The sequence below is a fragment of the Streptomyces sp. NPDC020192 genome (assembly GCF_044388685.1).
Classification (GTDB): Bacteria; Actinomycetota; Actinomycetes; order Streptomycetales; family Streptomycetaceae; genus Streptomyces.
The window spans coordinates 33,593-53,356 of the sequence record NZ_JBIRXG010000023.1; the positions used below are offsets into that span (position 1 = coordinate 33,593).

General features: G+C 70.5%; 17 protein-coding genes. 5 read left to right on the forward strand and 12 right to left on the reverse strand.

What is annotated here, in order from left to right; genetic code table 11:
* Positions 1 to 40: 40 nt before the first annotated feature.
* From ACH47Z_RS34755 to ACH47Z_RS34765, 3 genes are all read left to right on the forward strand, one after another.
* On the forward strand, positions 41 to 982 hold the full coding sequence (locus ACH47Z_RS34755; protein ID WP_399080956.1) for a sucrase ferredoxin: 942 nt from the start codon (positions 41 to 43) through the stop codon (positions 980 to 982).
* 85 nt (positions 983 to 1,067) lie between these two features.
* The gene (locus tag ACH47Z_RS34760) at positions 1,068 to 2,771 is read left to right on the forward strand and encodes an ATP-binding protein (protein WP_399080958.1); all 1,704 of its coding nucleotides are present in this window, start codon (positions 1,068 to 1,070) and stop codon (positions 2,769 to 2,771) included.
* A complete protein-coding gene (locus ACH47Z_RS34765; protein ID WP_399080959.1) occupies positions 2,768 to 3,448 on the forward strand; it encodes a response regulator in 681 nt (226 codons plus the stop codon). The genes ACH47Z_RS34760 and ACH47Z_RS34765 overlap by 4 nt, the downstream gene beginning before the upstream one ends.
* 18 nt (positions 3,449 to 3,466) lie before the next feature.
* Here ACH47Z_RS34765 and ACH47Z_RS34770 read toward each other — a convergent pair whose 3' ends face one another.
* The 3 genes from ACH47Z_RS34770 to ACH47Z_RS34780 form a co-directional block, all read right to left on the reverse strand.
* Positions 3,467 to 4,525 carry an ABC transporter substrate-binding protein gene (locus ACH47Z_RS34770; protein WP_399080961.1) on the reverse strand — a complete coding sequence of 353 codons (1,059 nt, stop codon included), beginning with the start codon at positions 4,523 to 4,525 and terminating at the stop codon, positions 3,467 to 3,469.
* A 69-nt stretch (positions 4,526 to 4,594) separates the two neighbouring features.
* Positions 4,595 to 5,473: an ABC transporter permease gene (locus ACH47Z_RS34775; RefSeq protein ID WP_399080963.1), complete on the reverse strand. Its 879-nt coding sequence runs from the start codon at positions 5,471 to 5,473 to the stop codon at positions 4,595 to 4,597.
* Complete coding sequence (locus tag ACH47Z_RS34780; RefSeq protein ID WP_399080965.1) at positions 5,463 to 6,278, reverse strand: ABC transporter ATP-binding protein; 816 nt, start codon at positions 6,276 to 6,278, stop codon at positions 5,463 to 5,465. Before ACH47Z_RS34780 ends, ACH47Z_RS34775 begins: the two co-directional genes overlap by 11 nt.
* A 158-nt stretch (positions 6,279 to 6,436) precedes the next feature.
* Between ACH47Z_RS34780 and ACH47Z_RS34785 the strand changes: the two genes are divergently transcribed.
* On the forward strand, positions 6,437 to 7,129 hold the full coding sequence (locus ACH47Z_RS34785) for a response regulator (RefSeq protein WP_399080967.1): 693 nt from the start codon (positions 6,437 to 6,439) through the stop codon (positions 7,127 to 7,129).
* Between the two features lie 14 nt (positions 7,130 to 7,143).
* On the opposite strand, the gene ACH47Z_RS34790 is transcribed toward ACH47Z_RS34785, so the two are convergent.
* The 6 genes from ACH47Z_RS34790 to ACH47Z_RS34815 form a co-directional block, all read right to left on the reverse strand.
* Positions 7,144 to 8,736, reverse strand: coding sequence for a cation acetate symporter (locus ACH47Z_RS34790; protein WP_399080969.1), 1,593 nt, complete (start codon positions 8,734 to 8,736; stop codon positions 7,144 to 7,146).
* The gene (locus ACH47Z_RS34795; protein ID WP_399080971.1) at positions 8,733 to 9,281 is read right to left on the reverse strand and encodes a DUF485 domain-containing protein; all 549 of its coding nucleotides are present in this window, start codon (positions 9,279 to 9,281) and stop codon (positions 8,733 to 8,735) included. The genes ACH47Z_RS34790 and ACH47Z_RS34795 overlap by 4 nt, the downstream gene beginning before the upstream one ends.
* 69 nt (positions 9,282 to 9,350) lie before the next feature.
* Complete coding sequence (locus tag ACH47Z_RS34800) at positions 9,351 to 10,040, reverse strand: response regulator (protein WP_399080973.1); 690 nt, start codon at positions 10,038 to 10,040, stop codon at positions 9,351 to 9,353.
* Positions 10,037 to 11,188 (reverse strand): sensor histidine kinase, encoded by a 1,152-nt coding sequence (locus ACH47Z_RS34805; protein WP_399080975.1) that lies wholly within the window; start codon positions 11,186 to 11,188, stop codon positions 10,037 to 10,039. The genes ACH47Z_RS34800 and ACH47Z_RS34805 overlap by 4 nt, the downstream gene beginning before the upstream one ends.
* On the reverse strand, positions 11,185 to 11,706 hold the full coding sequence (locus ACH47Z_RS34810) for a DUF1453 domain-containing protein (protein ID WP_399081116.1): 522 nt from the start codon (positions 11,704 to 11,706) through the stop codon (positions 11,185 to 11,187). Before ACH47Z_RS34810 ends, ACH47Z_RS34805 begins: the two co-directional genes overlap by 4 nt.
* 1,231 nt (positions 11,707 to 12,937) lie before the next feature.
* On the reverse strand, positions 12,938 to 15,061 hold the full coding sequence (locus ACH47Z_RS34815; RefSeq protein WP_399080977.1) for a type IIA DNA topoisomerase subunit B: 2,124 nt from the start codon (positions 15,059 to 15,061) through the stop codon (positions 12,938 to 12,940).
* A 438-nt stretch (positions 15,062 to 15,499) separates the two neighbouring features.
* On the opposite strand from ACH47Z_RS34815, the gene ACH47Z_RS34820 reads away from it, so the two are divergent.
* Positions 15,500 to 15,730, forward strand: a complete 231-nt coding sequence (locus ACH47Z_RS34820) for a hypothetical protein (RefSeq protein ID WP_399080979.1) — start codon at positions 15,500 to 15,502, stop codon at positions 15,728 to 15,730.
* Positions 15,731 to 15,837: 107 nt separating this feature from the next.
* Here the strand turns inward: ACH47Z_RS34820 and ACH47Z_RS34825 are convergent, their stop codons facing one another.
* The 3 genes from ACH47Z_RS34825 to ACH47Z_RS34835 form a co-directional block, all read right to left on the reverse strand.
* A complete protein-coding gene (locus ACH47Z_RS34825) occupies positions 15,838 to 16,698 on the reverse strand; it encodes a serine protease (protein ID WP_399080980.1) in 861 nt (286 codons plus the stop codon).
* Between the two features lie 122 nt (positions 16,699 to 16,820).
* Positions 16,821 to 18,305 (reverse strand): RNA polymerase sigma factor, encoded by a 1,485-nt coding sequence (locus ACH47Z_RS34830; RefSeq protein WP_399080982.1) that lies wholly within the window; start codon positions 18,303 to 18,305, stop codon positions 16,821 to 16,823.
* A 500-nt stretch (positions 18,306 to 18,805) separates the two neighbouring features.
* A complete protein-coding gene (locus ACH47Z_RS34835) occupies positions 18,806 to 19,693 on the reverse strand; it encodes a FadR/GntR family transcriptional regulator (protein WP_399080984.1) in 888 nt (295 codons plus the stop codon).
* Between the last annotated feature and the right edge of the window lie 71 nt (positions 19,694 to 19,764).

The window sequence follows — 19,764 nt, forward strand, 5'->3', positions numbered from 1 at the left end:
CGGAAGTCGCCGCGCACGAAGTCAGGTTAGGCTCACCTCTGTGAGTAGGTGCGCGACCGTCTCCCGGAGCCTTGACGAGCCCGTTTCCGGTACGGCGGCCACGGCGACGACGTGGCTGCTGCTGGAACAGCCCGGCCCGTGGGGTGCCAAGGCGCTCACGTCCAGCCATCTGGACCCCGCGCTGGGCCGGGCGCTGGAGCGGGCCAGCGAGGGAACCGGCGTGCGCGTGGCCCTCATCCGCCGCCCGGGGCGCCACGCGGACCCCGGTACGCCACCGCTGCGGCATGTGTACGCGGCCCACACGGTTCCGGGAAACGTGTGGCTGCACGGCGCCACAGTTCGCGATCCAAACCGACTTCTCGGCCTCGACTTCACCGCCCTCGGCTCGGGCGACCACCGTTCCTTCGGCGCCGCGCTCGACGGCCGGCCGCACACGGGCGACCCGCTCGCGCTCGTGTGCACCAACGGCAAGCGCGACCGCTGCTGCGCACTCCTGGGCCGTCCGCTCGCCGGTGAGCTGGCCGCCTCGGGGGTGCACGGGGTCTGGGAGGTCACCCATCTGGGTGGACATCGCTTCTCACCGACGGTGCTCGTCCTGCCGTACGGCTACGCGTACGGCCGCGCCGAGGCGCACACCGTCAAGGAGGCCCTGCACGGCGTCCAGGAGGGGCGTGTGGTGGTCGAGGGGTGCCGGGGGTGCACCGCCTGGGAACGGCCCGGCCAGGCGGCCGAGCTGGCCGTCCGGTCTTCGGCGGGCGAGGACCGCGCGGGTGTGCTGAGCGTCGTACGGACCGACGGCGGGGCCCCGCGCTGGGAGGTCACCGTCGCGCACGCCGACGGGCGGCTGTGGCGGGTATCCGTGGCACAGGGGGCATCGCTGCCGCCCCGCGCGGAGAGCTGCGGCGCGGAGGTGCTCGGCACGCCCGCGCGAATGGACGTGATGGCCGTGCGCGAGCTGCGGACGACGGCTCTGGCGAGCTGAACCACCGCCTCTTTCAAGAACTGGTCAAGAGATCCCCACCACACCCTCTGGGGCGGGTCGGTGCTTCCCACGTAACGTCGTACGCATGAGCCCCACTCCCCCCGCCCGCCGCCTGCGCCTGGGTCTGCCGCGACGGGTGTTCTCCCAGGTGCTGCTCATGCAGGTGGCGATCGCCGCGGGAGTGGCCGTACTCGCGACCGGGCTCTTCCTCGCGCCCCTCAGCAAGCAGCTGGACCAGGAGGCGATGCGCCGGGCGCTGGCCATCGCCCAGACCACGGCCCAGGACCCGCAGATCGCTGAGGGCGTGCGGAACACCGCGCCGGCGCCGAACGGCCCGGTGCAGGTGGAGGCCGAACGGATCCGGAAGGCCACTCACGCCGAGTACATCGTGGTGATGGACCGGCGGGGCGTGCGCTGGTCCCACACCACTCCCGCGGAGGTCGGCGAGCACGTCTCGACCGACCCCCACGACGCCCTGGCCGGCAAGCAGGTCATGGAGATCGACGACGGCACCCTGGGCCGCTCGGCCCGCGGCAAGGTGCCGCTGTACGACTCCCGGCACCGCATCATCGGTGCGGTCTCGGTCGGCATCGCGTACGACAGCGTGCGCGCCCGGTTGATCAGTGCGATCCCGGGGCTGTTCGCGTACGCCGGCGGCGCGCTCGCGGTGGGTGCGCTGGCCGCCTGGCTGATCTCCCGCCGGGTCCAGCGGCAGACCCGTGACCTGGCCTTCTCCGACATCTCGGCGCTGCTCGCGGAGCGCGAGGCGATGCTGCACGGCATCCGGGAGGGCGTGGTCGCCCTCGATCGCGGCGGCCGCATCCGTCTGCTCAACGACGAGGCGCGGCGGCTGCTGGGCATCGGCGACGAAGCGCTCGGGCAGCCTCCGGACGAGGCGCTCGGCGAGGGCCGTACGACGGATGTCCTGGCCGGGCGGGTCACCGGCACCGATCTGCTCACCGTGCGCGGCCAGCGCGTGCTGGTCGCCAACCGCATGCCCACCGGCGACGGCGGCGCCGTGGCCACCCTGCGCGACCGCACCGAACTGGAGCAGCTGGGGCGGGAACTGGACTCCACGCGCGGGCTGATCGACGCCCTGCGCGCCCAGGACCACGAGCACGCCAACCGCATGCACACGCTGCTCGGGCTGCTGGAGCTGGACATGTACGACGACGCCGTGGAGTTCGTCGGCGAGGCGGTCGGCGACCACCGGGTCACCGCGGAGCAGGTCACCGAGAAGATCCAGGACCCGCTGCTGGCCGCGCTGCTGGTCGGCAAGGCGACCGTGGCGGCCGAACGCGGAGTCGCCCTGTGGGTGTCGGAACGCACCCTGCTGCCGGACCGGCTGATCGACCCCCGGGGCCTGGTCACGGTCGTGGGCAACCTGGTGGACAACGCCCTGGACGCGGTCGCGGGCACGCTTCACGCGCGCGTGGAGGTCGAGTTGCGCAGCGAGGGCCGTACGGTCGTCCTGCGGGTGCGCGACACCGGGCCCGGGGTCCCGGCGGACCAGCGGGAGTTGGTCTTCACGGAGGGCTGGTCCACCAAGGAACCGCCCGCGCACGGCAAGCGGGGCATCGGGCTCTCGCTGGTGCGCCGGCTGGCCGAACGGCAGGGCGGCAGCGCGACCGTGGGTGGCGCGGACGGTGGCGGCGCCGAGTTCACCGTGATCCTGCCCGAGGCACTCACCGAGCCGGAACCGGAGCTGGAGCCGGTGCCCGCGCTCACGGGATCGGCTGAGCCGGCTCCGGAGCACATGTCCGCCGCTGCCGAGGAGGAGGCGCGATGATCGAGGTCCTGGTCGTGGACGACGACACCCGCGTCGCCCGGGTCAACGCGGCCTACGTGGCGAAGGTCCCGGGCTTCCACGTGGCCGGCGAGGCGCACAGCGCGGCCGAGGCGTTGCGCCGGATGGGGACGCTGCCGCGGCTGGACCTGGTCCTCATGGACCACTATCTGCCGGACGACACCGGTCTCGCGGTCGTCCGGGAGATGCGCCGGCGCGGCCACCAGGCCGACGTGATCATGGTGACGGCGGCCCGGGACGTGTCGACCGTGCAGGCCGCGATGCGGCACGGGGCGCTGCAGTACCTGGTGAAGCCGTTCGCCTTCGCCGGCCTGCGGGCCAAGCTGGAGGCGTACGTCGAGCTGCGGCGCACTCTGGACGGCGGCGGCGAGGCCGAACAGGCGGAGGTGGACCGGATCTTCGGCGCCCTGTCCGCGCCCGCGGAGCCGGGCCTGCCCAAGGGACACTCCCCCACGACGGCCGAACTGGTGCGCCAGGCGTTGATGAACGCACAGAGCCCGCTGTCCGCGCAGGAGATCGCCGAGCGGACCGGGGTGAGCCGACAGACCGCTCAGCGCTATCTGAAGCTCCTGGAGCGCACGGGACGGGCCCGGCTGACCCTCAAGTACGGCGACGCGGGCCGCCCGGAACACCGTTACGTGTGGGCGACCCGCGTCTGAACGGGCACGGCGCGCGCGTTACTTGGCGGCCTTGACGAACTCGGTCGTGTACGTCTTGCTCAAGTCGACCTTGGCGTTCTTGATGTTGGGGTTGAACGACTTGAGGACCTTCTCGACGGTCTCCGGGCCGCCCTCGGGCATCACGCCGTCCTTGGTGAACATCGGCAGGGTGCTCTTGATGGCCTGCGCGTAGAGCGTCTTGTTGCCCTGGGAGTAGTCGGCGGGCATCTTGGCGGCGATCTCGTCGGCGCTGTGGGTGGACATCCACGTGAGCGTCTTGACGAATGCATTGACCAACTTCTGGACGGTGTCCTTGTGTCCGTTCACCCAGTCCGTCTGCATGTACAGACTTGACGACGGGTACGGTCCGCCCAGCGCCGCCTGCGAACCCTCGGGGGTGCGCATGTCGAGGAGGATCTTGCCCGCCTTCTTGTCCAGGATCGTCGCGACGGTCGGGTCGGTGGTCATGCCGCCGTCGATCGCGCCCTTCTGGAGGGCCGCGATGAAGGTCGGGCCGGCCCCCACGGCGACCGAGGTGAACTCGCTGACGTCCACACCGTTCTTGACCGCCAGGTACTTGGTGAGGAAGTCGGTGGACGAACCGAGCCCGGTCACACCCAGCTTGCGGCCCTTGAAGTCCTTGGGCGACGTGAGGCTGCCCGCCGCCTTGTCGGAGACGACCTCGACCTCGCCGGGCGCGTGCGAGAACTGCACGACCGACTCCACCGACTTGCCCTTCACCTGCAGGTCGAGGGTGTGGTCGTAGAAGCCGACGGCGCCCTGCACCTGGCCGGAGACGAGCGCGGTCTCGGCCTGGACGCCGGCGGGCTCGCTGAGCAGTTGGACATTCAAACCCTCCGCCTGGAAGTATCCGAGGCGCTGGGTGAGCATCGCGGGCAGGTAGATGACCTTGTCCAGGCCGCCGACCATGATCTTGACGGACTCGCCCTTGCCGCCACCCCCGCCGCTGCCGGTGTCGGCCGTGGAGCTGGCCGCGTCGTTGGCACAGGCGGTGAGCGAGGAGAGGGCGAGGAGTCCGGCGGCGGCCAGGGAGACGTATCTGGCGGGCTTGCACATGACGGTGTCACGTCCTTGTGAGAGGGCGGTGCGGGGAAGGCGTGGGGGGCTGGTCCGAGAAGGGGCCGGTCAGTCGTCGGAACCGGCGGACTTCCAGCGGAAGATGCGGCGCTCGGCGAAGGTCAGCAGTCCCTCGGCGACGAGGGCGACGACCGCGAGGATGACCATCGCGGCGTAGACGCCGGCCGCGTTGAAGGTGTTCTGCGACTGGGAGACGAGCAGGCCGATGCCCTTGGTGGCACCGATGTACTCGCCGACGATGGCGCCGATCAGCGCGAAACCGAAGCTGACGTGCAGGCTGGTGAAGATCCAGGACGTGGCCGACGGGATGACCACCTGAAGGGTCACCCTGCGGTCGCCGGCCCCCAGGATGCGGGCGTTGGCGACCAGGTTGCGGTCCACCTCCCGGGCGCCCTGGAAGGCGTTGAAGAACACCGGGAAGAACACGAGCACGACGGCGGAGGCGACCTTGGAGGAGGGCCCGAGGCCGAACCAGATCAGGAAGATGGGTGCGAGGACGATCCTGGGAATCGAGTTGAGCACCTTGATGTATGGACCAAACACCTCGGCGAGCAATCTGACCCGCCCGAGCGCGATGCCCAGGAGCACACCGGCGACCACACCGATGACCCAGCCGAGCAGCGCCTCGTAGAGCGTGTACCAGATCTGTTCGCCCAGCGAGCCGAGCGCGGTGCCGTGCGTCACCCAGGTCCAGATCTGGTCCCAGATCTTCGAGGGCATCGAGAAGTTGAACGGGTCGATGACCTTCGCCCGGGACAGCCCCTCCCACAGGCCGAGGACGGCCACCAGGACCAGCACGCGCGCGAGGTTGACGACGACCTTGCGGCGGCGGGCGGCACGCGCGCGCGACTGCGTGCGGCTCGTCTTGTCGGCGGGCTCGGTCATGGTCAGTGCGACCTGGGCCTCGGGCATGACGTCAGGCGACATGAGCGGCACCTCTTTCACGGGTGATGCGGACCTCTTCGCCGAGCGACTCCCAGATCTCGCGGTAGATCTCGATGAACCGCGGCTCCAGACGCACCGACTCGACCTTGCGCGGCCGGGGCAGGTCGATGTCGAAGACCTCCTTCACGGTCGCGGGCCCGGCGGTCATCACGACGACCTTGTCGGCGAGCGCGATGGACTCCTCCAGGTCGTGTGTGACGAAGACGACCGAGGCGCCCGTGCCCTCCCACAGCTCCAGCAGCTCGTCCGACATCAGCGCCCGGGTCTGCACGTCGAGCGCGGAGAACGGCTCGTCCATCAGCAGGATCTCGGGGTCGTTGACGAAGGTGGCGGCGAGGGCGACGCGCTTGCGCTGGCCGCCGGACAACTGGTGCGGGTAACGGTCCTCGAAGGCGGCGAGTCCGACGCGGGCCAGCCACTCCCGGGCCTTCTCCTTGGCCTCCGCCTTCGGTACGCCCCTGAAGCGCGGGCCGGCCATGACGTTGGACAGCACCGTGCGCCAGGGGAAGGTGGCGTCCTGCTGGAAGACGAAGCCGACCTTGTCGCCGACGCCCTCGACCGGCTCGCCGGCCACCAGCACCTCGCCCTCGGTGGGCTCCTCCAGGCCGCTGACCAGCGTCAGCGTGGTGGACTTGCCACAGCCGGTCGGTCCTACGACGGCCACGAACTCGCCGCGCCCGACGGTGAGGTCGAGGCCGCGCACGGCTGTGTGCAGTCCCCCGGACGGGGTTCTGAAGGTCTTGCTCGCGCCCCGCAGCTCGATGGCGGGGCTGGTGTGTGCGCTCATGGCCCGGGACGGTAGGTGTGGCCCCGGCCACAGCAGGAGTCTTGTGGGTACAAGCCGTTCTTTTGCTTGCAAGAGCCTGTTGTGCTCTTTTTGCTCGCGCTACAACTGCGGAGCCGAAACACGGGCTCAACGCTCGTCGGCCTTGAAGGAGAGGCCTGATGATTGACGTCCTGGTCGTGGACGACGACTTCCGCGTCGCAGAGATAAACGCCAAGTACGTGGGGAAGGTTCCCGGCTTCCGGGTGACCGCTCGCGCGCACAGCGCCGCCCAGGCCTTGGCCACCGTCGAACGCGGCAGCGTCGACCTGGTCCTGCTCGACCACTATCTGCCGGACCGGACCGGTCTCGACCTCGTCCACCGCATGCGGGAGCAGGGCCACGGCACGGACGTCATCATGATCACGGCGGCCAGCGAGGTGACGACCGTCCAGCGGGCGATGCGCCTGGGCGCCCTGCACTATCTGGTCAAACCGTTCACCTTCGCCGCCCTGCGCACCCGCCTCGAGTCCTACGCCGCCCTGCGCCGCACGGTGGACCGGGTGGGCGGCCACGGCCTGACGGGCCAGGAGCAGGTCGACCGCATCTTCGGGGCGCTGCGGACGTCTCTTGTCCCGTCCACGCCCGGCCTGCCGAGCGGCCACACGGAACCCACGACGGATCTGATCTGCGGCGTCCTGCACCGCGCCGACCAGCCGCTGTCGGCCCACGAGGTGGCCGCCAGGACCGGCCTCAGCCGCTCCACGGCCCAGCGCTACCTCCGCCACCTGGAACAGGCCGGCCGGCTGCGGCTCTCCCTGAAGTACGGCGACACCGGCCGGCCGGAGCACCGGTACGCCTGGGTCGCGCCGTAGCGCCGCGCGGGCCGCTACACGGCTCCGGCGCCGGTCAGCGACCGTACCTCGGTCTCGGCGTACTTGGCCTCGTCCGCGACCTCGTCCGAGGTGACCGTGCCCAGCCAGCCGGCCACGAAGCCGAGCGGGATGGAGACGATGCCCGGGTTCTGCAGCGGGAAGTACTGGAAGTCGACACCGGGGAACAGCGAGCCCGGACTGCCGGAGACCACCGGGGACAGCAGCACGAGCCCGAGCGCCGGGATCAGCCCGCCGTATACGGCCCACACCGCGCCGCGGGTGGTGAAGCCGCGCCAGAACAGTGAGTACAGCAGCACGGGCAGGTTCGCCGAGGCGGCGACCGCGAAGGCGAGCCCGACGAGGAAGGCGACGTTGAGGCCGCGGGCCAGCAGGCCGAGCGCGATCGCCACGACACCGATGCCGAGCGCCGCGAACCGTGCCACCGCGACCTCGCTTCGCGGCTTGCCGTGCGGCCGGCGCAACGACGCGTACAGATCGTGCGCCACCGAGGCCGACGAAGCGAGCGTGATCCCGGCGACCACGGCGAGGATCGTGGCGAAGGCGACGGCGGCGACGACCGCGAACAGAACCGTTCCACCGGTCGATCCCGCGCCGCCGCCCAAGTCGAGGGCGAGCAGCGGCACCGCCGTGTTCCCGGCCGCGTTCGAACCCCGCACCGCGTCCGTCCCGACCACCGCGGCCGCACCGAGACCGAGGACGATCGTCATCAGATAGAAGCCGCCGATCAGCCCGATGGACCACACGGCCGAGCGGCGGGCGGCGCGCGCGGTGGGCACGGTGTAGAAGCGGGACAGGATGTGCGGCAGTCCCGCGGTGCCCAGCACCAGGGCGAGGCCGAGACTGATGAAGTCGAGGCGCGCGGTCCAGTTCCCGCCGTACTTCAGGCCCGGCGCCAGGAACGCCCTGCCATGGCCGCTGCGCTCCGCGGCGGTGAGCAGCAGCCGGTCGAAGTCGCCGTGGAAGCGCAGCAGAACGAGCACGGTCAGCACGACCGTCCCACTCAGCAGCAGCACCGCCTTGACGATCTGGATCCAGGTGGTGGCCCGCATCCCGCCCAGCGTCACATAGATCACCATGAGCGCGCCGACCCCGATGACGGTCCAGGCCTGGGTCGCCCCGCCCGTCCGCCCGAGCAGCAGCGCCACCAGACTGCCCGCGCCGACCATTTGCGCCACCAAATACAGAACAGACACCGTGACCGAGGAAGTTCCCGCCGCGATCCGCACCGGCCGCTCGCTCATCCGCGCGGCCACCACGTCGGCCAGGGTGAACCGCCCGCAGTTGCGCACCAGTTCGGCCACCAGGAACAGCACCACCAGCCACGCCACCAGGAAACCCACCACATACAGCAGCCCGTCGTACCCGTAGAGCGCGATGAGCCCGGTGACGCCGAGGAAGGAGGCCGCCGACATGTAGTCACCCGCGATGGCAAAACCATTCTCCATGGGAGAGAACAGCCGCCCTCCGGCGTAGAACTCCTCCGCCGAGCCACGCCGCCGACGGCTCACCCACGTCGTGATCCCGAGGGTGACAGCCACGAAACCGCTGAACAGCAGCAGCGCCAGCGTCTGATGGTCCCCGGTCACGAGGCGCCTCCCCGCACTTCACGGGTCAGTTCCTGGGTGTCCCAGCGCAGCTCCAGCGCCGCCCGGTCCCGGCGCAGGCGCGCATGCCGGGCGTACGCCCAGGTGAGCAGGAACGTGGTCAGGAACTGCCCCAGCCCGGCCAGCATGCCCACGTTCACCACTCCCACTACGGGCCGGGCCATCAGATCCGGCGCGACCGTAGCGGCGACGACATACCCGACGTACCAGACGAGGAAAGCAGCGACTCCCGGCACCACGAACCGCCGGTACCTGCTGCGCACCTCCTGGAAGGCCGCGCTGCGCTGCACCTCGACGTACACGTCGCGAGCGCGAACCGCCGGTCCGCTCCGCTCCCCTCGCGCGGGCGGAACCACCGGCGCCGGCATGCCCGCGCCGTCCAGCTCGCCCCAGCCGGAGGCCAGCGCGTCGTACCAAGGGTCCTCGTACGTCACATCACGCGGAGGCGTGCCGTGATCGTCCCGGTTCTCGGCCGGACTCCCGGGACCGTCCCCGGCTCCGCGGCCGCGGCCGTTGCTTGACTGCATGCCCAAGGATGGACAGATCGGGAAGATCCCTGACTCTTCTTCCCTCGGCTCTTCACCCCATCAGGTGATTCACGGCGTGGGCGGGCTCACCAGCCCCTTGCTGTAGGCGTAACGCACCGCCTGCGCCCGGTCCTTGAGGCCGGTCTTGGCGAAGAGGTTGTTGATGTGCGTCTTCACCGTCGCCGTCGACACATGCAGCCTGCGGGCGATCTCCTGGTTGCTGAGTCCGTCGGCGATCAGCAGCAGGACCTCGGTCTCGCGCGCGGTCAGCCCGTCAGGCGGCGTCTCGGGCGCCGCGGGCGGGCCGGGCTCGGGCTGCGACAACCGCTCCAGCAACCGGCGCTGCACGCTCGGCGACAGCCCGGCGTCCCCCGACAGCACGCTCTCCACGGCCCGCACGATCTCGTCCCCGCCGGCGTCCTTGGTCAGATAGCCCCGGGCGCCGGCCCGCAGCGCGGGGAACAGCGACTCGTCGTCCGCGTACGTGGTGAGCACCACGACCTGAGTCCTGGGGTACTGCGACCGGATCCGCCGGGTGGCCTCCACGCCGTCGCAGCGGGGCATCCTGAGGTCCATCAGGACGACGTCCGGAGCGAGTTCGGCGACCAGCTGCACCGCCTCCTCGCCATCGCCCGCCGCACCGACGACCTCCACGCCGGGCAGCAGCCCGAGGAGCATCACGATGCCTTCCCGCACCACGGTCTGGTCGTCGGCGACCACCACCCGCGCGGGCGTCTTCTCCCCCTCCGTCTCGGTCATACGGGCACCTTCAGCGTCACCACGAACCCCTCCTCGTCCGGCCCCGCGTCCAGCGAACCGCCCAGCAGTTCGGCGCGCTCACGCATCCCCAGCAGACCGTACCCGCCTCCGGATCTCGTGAGTTCGCCCGGCGGCCCGCCCGAATCCCGCACGTTCAGCGTCACCTCGTGGTCGCTGTAGTCGAGGCGCAGCTGCACTTTGGCGCCCTGGGCGTGCTTGCGGACGTTCGTGAGCGCCTCCTGCGCGACCCGGCGCACGGCCTGGGAGGCCTCGGCCGGCAGGGGTCTGCGCTCACCCGTGACGGTGACCTCCGCGCCGTCGCTTCCGGTGACGAGTTCGCTCAGGAAGTCCTCCAGCGGGGTCAGCTCGCCCCGCAGCGCCGACAGCGCCTGCCGGGTCTCCGCGAGTCCGTCCCGGGCCATTCCGCGCGCGGCCACCACCCGCTCCAGGATCCGGTCACGATCGGCGCCGTTCTCGATCAGCAGCCGGGCCGCCTCCAGATGCACGAGCTGCGCCGAGAGGCTGTGGGCCAGCACATCGTGGATCTCGCGCGCGATCCGGGTCCGCTCGGCCAGCGCCGCGGACTCGGCCTCGGCGTCCCGGGCGGCCCGCTCCTGGGCGAGGAGCCGCTGCGCGTTGCCACGGGCTTCCGCGTCCAGCCGCAGGACGTACCCGGCGAGGGCCATGCCCGCCACCGTGGCGGCCGTGGTCAGCCAGACGTCGTTGTTGAACGCGGAGTACGAGGCCAGCGCCACGGACGTCACGGGTACGGCCGCGGCGAGCGGCAGCCGCTCCAGGGCACTGATTCCGCAGCCGCACCAGATCAACAAGGCCGGGCCTCTGAACCCTGTGGCCTCGCCGACGACCGCGATGGCCAGGAGCACGCTCATCAGCGCAAGGGAGGGCACCAGCCGGTGCTGGTAGGTGGTCCGGAAGAAGGCCCAGGAGACCAGACCAGCGATGAGGACCGTGGCCGCTGCCGCGAGCGCCCCCCAGATTCCGACGTGCCTCTGGTTGAACGCACTCCACAGCAGCAGGGCGAGCACGAGGAGTCTGACGGCCCAGGCGAGCCCCCGTCGAGGTCGGCTGGTTCCCGCTCGGCCGAGCGCCTCTCGCGACGGCCAGCGGGTCCAGAGGTTGTCCGTCACGCGCGCTCCTTCCAGGCCGACCGCATGCCGTCACCGTACGCCGGTGCGGGACAGGTCGCGGTGCCGAAGGACTGCGCCCGCCAGACCAGGATGCCGCCGCGGACCAGCAGGGTGCCGGCGAGGCCGAGCATCAGGGCGGAGCTGTCCTGGTGCAGGCCCAGCGCGGAGCCGACGGCGTAGACACCGATCCTCAGGGCGATGCCCACGGCCCACACCGCGCCGCTCGCCTTGGTGCTCTTGGTCCAGACGACGCCGTCCTCAGCCGTCCAGAGACGGGTCGTCCAGGCCCAGCCGGCGCCGGTCGCCAGACCGGTGAGCAGCTCCACCGCCAGCAGTACGGCGGACTCCGCGCGGTGGTGGGCGTCGAGGATGCCGGGCTCGCGCAGCGCGACGACGGCGAGGATCACGGGGATCAGCCACCAACGCCGGTCGGTGTTGATCGGGCGGGCACGGAACTGCCGCACGATCACTATGGCGACCACGGCCGCGATCACCAGCGCGTTGACGAGCCCGGACATCAGAGCCTCCGTGAGCGAGAAGGTGGTGCCGGAGCAGTGCGCTGCCGACACCATCGAAGCTACGGAAATCCGCAGGTCCAGAGATCGGAGCAGAGGTGGATCACGGGTGGAAACCTGCGGCGGCTCATCTCCACCCACGGGTGTAGGCGCCAGGCGGGGGTGGGGATGGCGGAGCGACGGAGGCGTGGCTCAGGGTGCTGCCCGGTGCTGCAATCGACGGGGTCCCTTGCGGCGCCGGAGCGCGGTGGGCCCAGCGGCGAGGCGGGTCCAGGTCTCGGACGTGGGACGGAACGGGGGTGGCCGGGGTTGGGTGGTGGCGGGGCGAGCGACCGTGATCGGGGTCGGGTCGGCGGTGACGGCGAGACGAGGGGCCGTAACCGGCGGTGACGGCGGGACGAGGAACCGTGCCGGGGTCGGCGGTAACGGCGGGGGCGTAGCAGCCATGGTCGGCGTGGCGGCGGTGGCCGGGCGCAGCGGTCGTGGCCAGGCGCGGGGCCGGGGCTGGGGTCAGCGTGGCTGGGCTCGGCGTGGCTGGGTTCGGCGGCGGAACAGGGTTGACCGGCGGCGGGCGGCTTGGGTGCGGTGCGAAGTCAACCGGCCGGGGCAGGCCGGTTCCGACTCCGAACGGCGGGGCCGGGTGGGTGCAGCCCCGGCAGACGGAGCGGATGTGAGAGCACCCTCTGCGCTGGAGCGCAGCGGCAGGACACGGCTGACCGGCGGCGATCGACCGGGGACGGATGGGGCAGCGGTCGGCCGGAGACTATGGCGGCGCACAGGTGATGGGGCGACGGCGGCCGGGCGTACACCGCCCTCGCCACCCGCTACCCTCGGCCCGGGATGTCCGGCGAGCTGCCGTCGCCGACCCGGGCCATCCACGCGAATGTCGGCGTCGGTCCGACCCATGCCCCGAACGGTCACCGTCAGCCTGATTCCACGCCTGACCGCCACCGTCAACCGGACCCCGCACCCGGCCACCACTGCCAGCCGACGCACACACCAGCCCACCGCCCTCAGCCGAGGCGCACACCGAACGACCGCCGCAAGCACAGGATGCGTCCCCGACCAGCCGCCGCCAGCCCAGGCGCGCGCACCACCCCGCCTCCCCGGCCGAGGCTCATGTCAGCCAGCCACCCACCGCCGACCGGCCACCACCGACCAGCCCCACCCGGACGAACCTCCGCGGCCCGCCCCCGGAGGGGCAGGCCCTGTCGGCCGAGGCCCAGCGCAGCGGCTACGCGTCGATGCGGGACCGGTCCAGCGTCGCCGCCGAGCTGGAGATGAACTCCTTGCGGGGTGCCACGTCGTTGCCCATCAGCAGGTCGAAGACCTGTTCCGCGGCCTCCAGGTCGGAGAGGTTGATCCGGCGCAGGGTGCGGTGGCGCGGGTCCATCGTGGTCTCGGCCAGCTGGTCGGCGTCCATCTCGCCCAGACCCTTGTAGCGCTGGATGGAGTCCTTGTACCGGATGCCCTTGCTCTGGAACTCCATGAGCTTGTCGCGCAGCTCGCGGTCGGAGTACGTGTAGACGTACTTGTCCTGGCCCTTCTTGGGCTGGACGATCTCGATCCGGTGCAGCGGCGGCACCGCGGCGAAGACCCGGCCCGCCTCGACCATGGGCCGCATGTAGCGCTGGAAAAGCGTGAGCAGCAGGCAGCGGATGTGGGAGCCGTCCACATCGGCGTCGGTCATCATGATGATCTTGCCGTAGCGGGCCTGGTCGATGTCGAAGGTGCGGCCCGAGCCCGCTCCTATGACCTGGATGATCGCGCCGCACTCGGCGTTCTTGAGCATGTCGGTCACCGACGACCGCTGCACGTTGAGGATCTTGCCCCGGATCGGGAGCAGGGCCTGGAACTCGGAGTTCCGCGCCAGCTTCGCCGTACCGAGCGCGGAGTCTCCCTCGACGATGAACAGCTCGCTGCGGTCGACGTCGTCGCTGCGGCAGTCGGCGAGCTTCGCCGGCAGGGACGAGGACTCCAGGGCGGTCTTCCGCCGCTGGGCGTCCTTGTGCTGGCGGGCCGCGACGCGCGTACGGGCGGCGGCCACGGCCTTCTCCATGACGACCCGGGCCTGCGCCGCGGCGTCGCGCTTGGTGGCGGTCAGGAACGCCTTCAGTTCCTTGGTGACCACGCTGTTCACGATGCGGCGGGCCGCCGAGGTGCCGAGGACTTCCTTGGTCTGGCCCTCGAACTGCGGCTCGGCCAGGCGCACGGTGACGACGGCGGTGAGGCCCTCCAGGGCGTCGTCCTTGACGATGTTGTCCTCGGCCACGCGCAGCATCTTCTTGGCGCGCAGCACATCGTTCAGCGTCTGGGTGAGAGCCTGCTCGAAGCCGCTGATATGGGTGCCACCCTTGGGGGTGGCGATGATGTTGACGAAGGACCGGACCGTCGTGTCGTAGCCCGTGCCCCAGCGCAGCGCGATGTCCACCCCGAGTTCGCGGGTGACCTCGGTGGGGGTCATCTGGCCGTGCTCGTCCAGGACCGGGACGGTCTCCTTGAAGGTGCCCTGGCCGGAGAAGCGGAGGACGTCGCAGACCGGCTTGTCGTTGGCCAGGAACTCGCAGAACTCGCTGATGCCGCCGTCGAAGCGGAAGGACTCCTCGCCCTTGCTGCCGCCCTCGCCCAAGCCGAACTCGTCGCGGACGACGATCGTCAGGCCCGGCACCAGGAAGGCGGTCTGCCGGGCGCGCTGGTGCAGGGTCTCCAGGGAGAGCTTGGCGTCCTTGAGGAAGATCTGCCGGTCGGCCCAGTACCGCACGCGCGTGCCGCTACGGGTCCTGGGGACCTTCTTGGTCTTGCGCAGGCCGCTCTTGGCCTCGAACTTCGCGTCGGCGCCGGCGGCGGCGAAGGCGCCCGGCACACCGCGCCGGAAGCTGATCGCGTGCGTGTGGCCGCCTCGGTCCACCTCGACGTCAAGCCGGGCGGACAGGGCGTTGACCACGGAGGCACCGACGCCGTGCAGACCGCCGGAGGCGGCGTACGAGCCGCCGCCGAACTTGCCGCCGGCGTGCAGCTTGGTCATGACGACCTCGACGCCGGACAGCCCGGTCCTGGGCTCCACGTCCACGGGGATGCCCCGGCCGTTGTCGCGCACCTCCACGGAGCCGTCGTCGTGGAGGATCACCTCGATGTGGTCGCAGACACCCGCGAGGGCCTCGTCCACGGAGTTGTCGATGATCTCCCACAGGCAGTGCATCAGGCCGCGACTGTCGGTCGAGCCGATGTACATACCCGGACGCTTGCGCACGGCTTCGAGGCCCTCGAGGACGAGCAGGTGCCGCGCGGTGTAGTTGGAACCGTCCCGGTCTGCTCCTGCCAGCAGCGCTGTGGACGGCACGGACGTATCGGCGGTCACGCGGTTCGCTCCTCGCTGAATTTCGGTTGGTCCCCTCTGGGGTAAGGGGGCGGCTTCGGTTGCCGCTCAGAGGGTACCGAGGCCTGGTAGAGCCGGTGTAACGCCACCCTCGTCGCAAACTCAGACTAGTCCAGGCTCGCATGAGTGTTCGATCCCTCGTGGGAGTGAAGCACACATCACGTTCCCTTGGAGGCATGAACCATTTAGGCTCCGGGCACGTCCTCATGAACAACCGGCAACCCCGCCGGGAGGACCGAAACACAACACTGCGCGAAACCGTAAGCACACAAGACACGCACTACGGCACATTCGCCGCCAACCGGCAGCAGACAGCCGCCCGGAAGATTTTTTCGAGGAAAAGCCACGAGCGGGAACGTTTTCGGGCTGGTTGGATGTTGACCCTGGTACGACAGCTCGTCGAGCTAGAGAAGAGGCGACGTGACTACTGTTCTGACCCCCGCGAGCCCACTGACGGCCGCCGATCGCTGCGACCGCTGCGGCGCCCAGGCATACCTGCGCGTCGTCCTGCTGAGCGGCGGAGAACTGCTCTTCTGCGCCCACCACGGTCGCAAGTTCGAGCCGGAACTCAAGAAGATCGCCGCTGAGATACAGGACGAGTCGGAGCGGCTGACGACCGTTCCGAACACCGCTTCCGACGAAGAGCGCTGAATCTCGCACATACGACGAGCCAGCTCCGGCACAGGCCGGTGTACGGGCGGCCGCTCCCACACCGGGAGCGGCCGCCCGTATTCATACCCCTACCCCGCAGCGAGCCCTCAGGAGCGCCCATGGGGCCGCGTGCGTCCACCTGAGGCCGCGTTCAGCACTCGTACGACCTCAGAGACGCGCGTGTAGACGCCGGGGCTTCCGGGCCGGCCACAGCCGCTCCCCCACGACACGAGCCCGATCAGTCGCCCCGCGGCCACCAGAGGGCCGCCGCTGTCGCCCTGACACGCGTCCGGACCGCCGACGGTCTCCCCGGCGCAGAGCATGCTGGCCGCCCTGTAGGCGCCCTCAGGACCGCCCGGATAGGCACTCCCACAGAGATCGTCGGACAGGACGCGTACGCGTGCGGCGTGCAGCCGACGCGCGTAGGCGCCGCCGCCGGTCGTGTCGCCCCATCCGGAGACCAGAGCCTCGGTGCCTGGCGTGTAGGCCGGGTCGCCCGGGCCGGCCATGGCAACCACCGCGCTCTGCGGCAGGGATGTGGCGAGGGTGACGACGGCGAAGTCACCGGCGTTGGTCGTGCTGTCGTACCCCGGGTTGACCCGGGCTTCGCGTACGGCGATCTCCTCGCCCTCGCCCGACAGCAGGTCCGTGCGCCCCGCGATGACCTTGAGGTCGCGCATCCGATCGGGCGGCTTCCCCAGGACGTCCTCGCTCAGGCAGTGGGCGGCTGTGAGCACTGCGGTCGGCGCGACCGCCACGCCGCCGCAGAACTGGCCGGCCCGCGTACCTCCGAACCGGTCACGACTGGACAGCGCGACCGTCCACGGAGCCTGGGAGACCTCTATCGGAAACCCCCCGACCACCACGCTGTCGGCGCTCGCGGGCGCCGCGCTCACCAGGGGTATGACGGTCATGGCGGCCGCCAGGGCCAGCGGCCCGATCAGTGCCCGGACAACGGAACGGCGCATGCAGGATCCTCACTCCAGGGTGGTTCCGGAACACCCAGAGTGATCCACAGCACGGCTGCGCGCAGCACGAAGGCCCGGCCCCCACACAGGGAACCGGGCCTTCGACCTCGTACGGATACGACCTAGTCGAGGTAGTCGCGCAGCACCTGCGAACGCGACGGGTGGCGCAGCTTCGACATGGTCTTGGACTCGATCTGGCGGATGCGCTCACGCGTCACGCCGTACACCTTGCCGATCTCGTCGAGGGTCTTCGGCTGACCGTCGGTGAGGCCGAATCGCATGGAGACGACGCCGGCCTCGCGCTCGGACAGGGTGTCCAGAACCGAGTGCAGCTGCTCCTGCAGAAGCGTGAAGCTGACGGCGTCGGCGGGGACGACGGCCTCGGAGTCCTCGATGAGGTCACCGAACTCGCTGTCGCCGTCCTCACCCAGCGGGGTGTGCAGCGAGATGGGCTCGCGGCCGTACTTCTGGACCTCGATGACCTTCTCCGGGGTCATGTCGAGTTCCTTGGCCAGCTCCTCCGGGGTGGGCTCGCGGCCCAGGTCCTGGAGCATCTGGCGCTGCACGCGCGCGAGCTTGTTGATGACCTCGACCATGTGCACCGGGATACGGATGGTGCGGGCCTGGTCGGCCATGGCACGGGTGATGGCCTGACGGATCCACCAGGTGGCGTACGTGGAGAACTTGTAGCCCTTGGTGTAGTCGAACTTCTCGACCGCGCGGATCAGACCGAGGTTGCCCTCCTGGATGAGGTCCAGGAAGAGCATGCCGCGGCCGGTGTAGCGCTTGGCCAGGGAGACCACCAGACGGAGGTTGGCCTCCAGGAGGTGGTTCTTGGCGCGGCGGCCGTCCTCGGCGATGATCTCCAGCTCGCGCTTCAGCTTCGGCGCCAGCTTGTCGGCGTTGGCCAGCTTGTCCTCGGCGAAAAGACCCGCCTCGATGCGCTTGGCCAGCTCGACCTCCTGCTCGGCGTTGAGCAGGGGGACCTTGCCGATCTGCTTCAGGTAGTCCTTGACCGGGTCGGCGGTGGCGCCGGCCGCGGCGACCTGCTGCGCGGGCGCGTCGTCCTCGTCCTCGTCGGACAGGACGAAACCGGCACTCTCGGCGCCCTCGGGCTCGTCGCCGACCTTGGTGTCCTCGAGAACCTCGTCCTCGAGAAGCTCGGCGTCGTCCTTCTTGGCGGTGGTCTTCTTGGCGGCCGTCTTCTTCGCGACGGTCTTCTTGGCGACCGCCTTCTTGGCGGTCGTCTTCTTGGCGGCGGCCTTCTTGGCGGGTACGGCTTCCTCGGCGGAATCGGCTGCGACCGGAGCGGCGGGTGCCGCCGGGGCGGCCGTGGTGGCGGTGGCCTTCCGGGTCGTCACCGTCTTCGCCGCGACCGTCTTGGTGGCGGTGCGCTTGGCCGGACTCTTCGCTGCGACGCTCTTTCGGGTGCGCTTGGGCTCTGCGGCACTGACCATCAGCGTCACACCCTCTTCCTCAAGAATCTGGTTGAGGCTGCGCAGTACGTTCTTCCACTGAGTGGCCGGAATCTGGTCAGCTTCGAAGGCCCGACGCACATCGTCGCCGGCGATCTGCCCCTCAGCCTTTCCCCGCTCAATGAGAGCCATGACAGAGACGGACTCGGCGATCTCCGGCGGGAGCGTACGGGATGTGCTGGCCGACACGAACAACCTCTCGGAACGTTGGAAAACGGCTTCCGGCACCGTCCACTGAGGACAGGAGCCGACCACCGGCCTGGGGATGGGCCGACGGCGCGGGCGGGCCGGGAAGATGCACAGCGCCTGTCTTGGCGTCCGTATTCCCTCCGCGGCTGTCACCTCTTAGGTCATCGCGCTGTTTCCACAAGCGTTACGCCCAATCTACGTGGCCCGAGTCACACCCCGTAAGCGGTCAAAGGCGATCAGACACGGACAGAGGAGATCACGCCCTGACCTGGCCTCCCCTCACGCGCGGGAGGTACGGCGGCTGTCGCACCGCCGGACCCCGCCGGTCCGCACAGGATCCAGCGGGGTCCGGCGGCGGCCGGTACCGAGCCCGGCGCCGCCACGAGACCCGCGAGAACCACGCTGACGCCGCACAACGGCGGCCGCACCGCCTCGCCGCGAAGTCAGTGCTCGCGCGGGGCGGGGACCACGCGCTCGACCTCGGGGTGAACCGTGAGCAGTTGGCGCATGGCCGCCTCCGCCGCCGCGCCGTCGCCGGTACCGAGGGCGTCGACGATCCGCGCGTGTTGCGCGAGGGACGTCTCGTTCGGCCGGTCGCAGCCCGTGACCGGGCCGCCCGACACCTGGAGGGCGGCCGAGACGATCCCGGAGAGGTGCTCCAGCATGCGGTTGCCGGCGATCTGGATGAGGAGCCCATGGAACTCGTTGTCGGCGCGCGAATAGGTCAGCGCGTCACCCTGTGCCATGGCGTGACTCATGATCTCGACCATGTCACAGAGGCGCTGCTGCACCTCCTCGCGCCCATGCCCGGCGGCGAGGCGGGCCGCGAGCGGCTCGATCGTCCACCGCAGTTCGCTCAGCTCGCGGCGCTGGTCGTCGCGCTGCGGCCCGAAGGCCCGCCACTCGATGATGTCCGGGTCGAGCAGGTTCCAGTCGCTGACGGGACGCACGCGCGTGCCGACGTTCGGGCGGGCGCTGACCAGGCCCTTGGCCTCGAGGACACGGAGGGACTCACGGACGACGGTGCGGGAGACCTCGAAGCGCTGGCCGATCTCCTCGGGCACCAGCGGGCGGTCCGCCCCCAGGTCGCCCGAGACGATCATCTGCCCCAGCTGCTGGACGAGTTGGCCGTGCAGTCCGCGTCCGCGGCTGCCCGCGGCACGCCTGCCGACGCGGCCCAGCTCGGGGTCCGCGCTCTCCCAGGAGGGCGTTCCGACGCGATCGGCCACCGGGGCCTCGGCGTAGGGGTAGCGGTCGAGTTCGCCCGGGCCGGCCAGACCGGAGTCGGTGGAGCGGGCGGCGGTCATCATGGTGTGCGCAAGGGTACTCACGGATCCTTTGTCGGCGCCGTCTCCAACTCCCTTGAGGTCTTTGGTGAAAAGCACACGAAAGGGTGATCGCT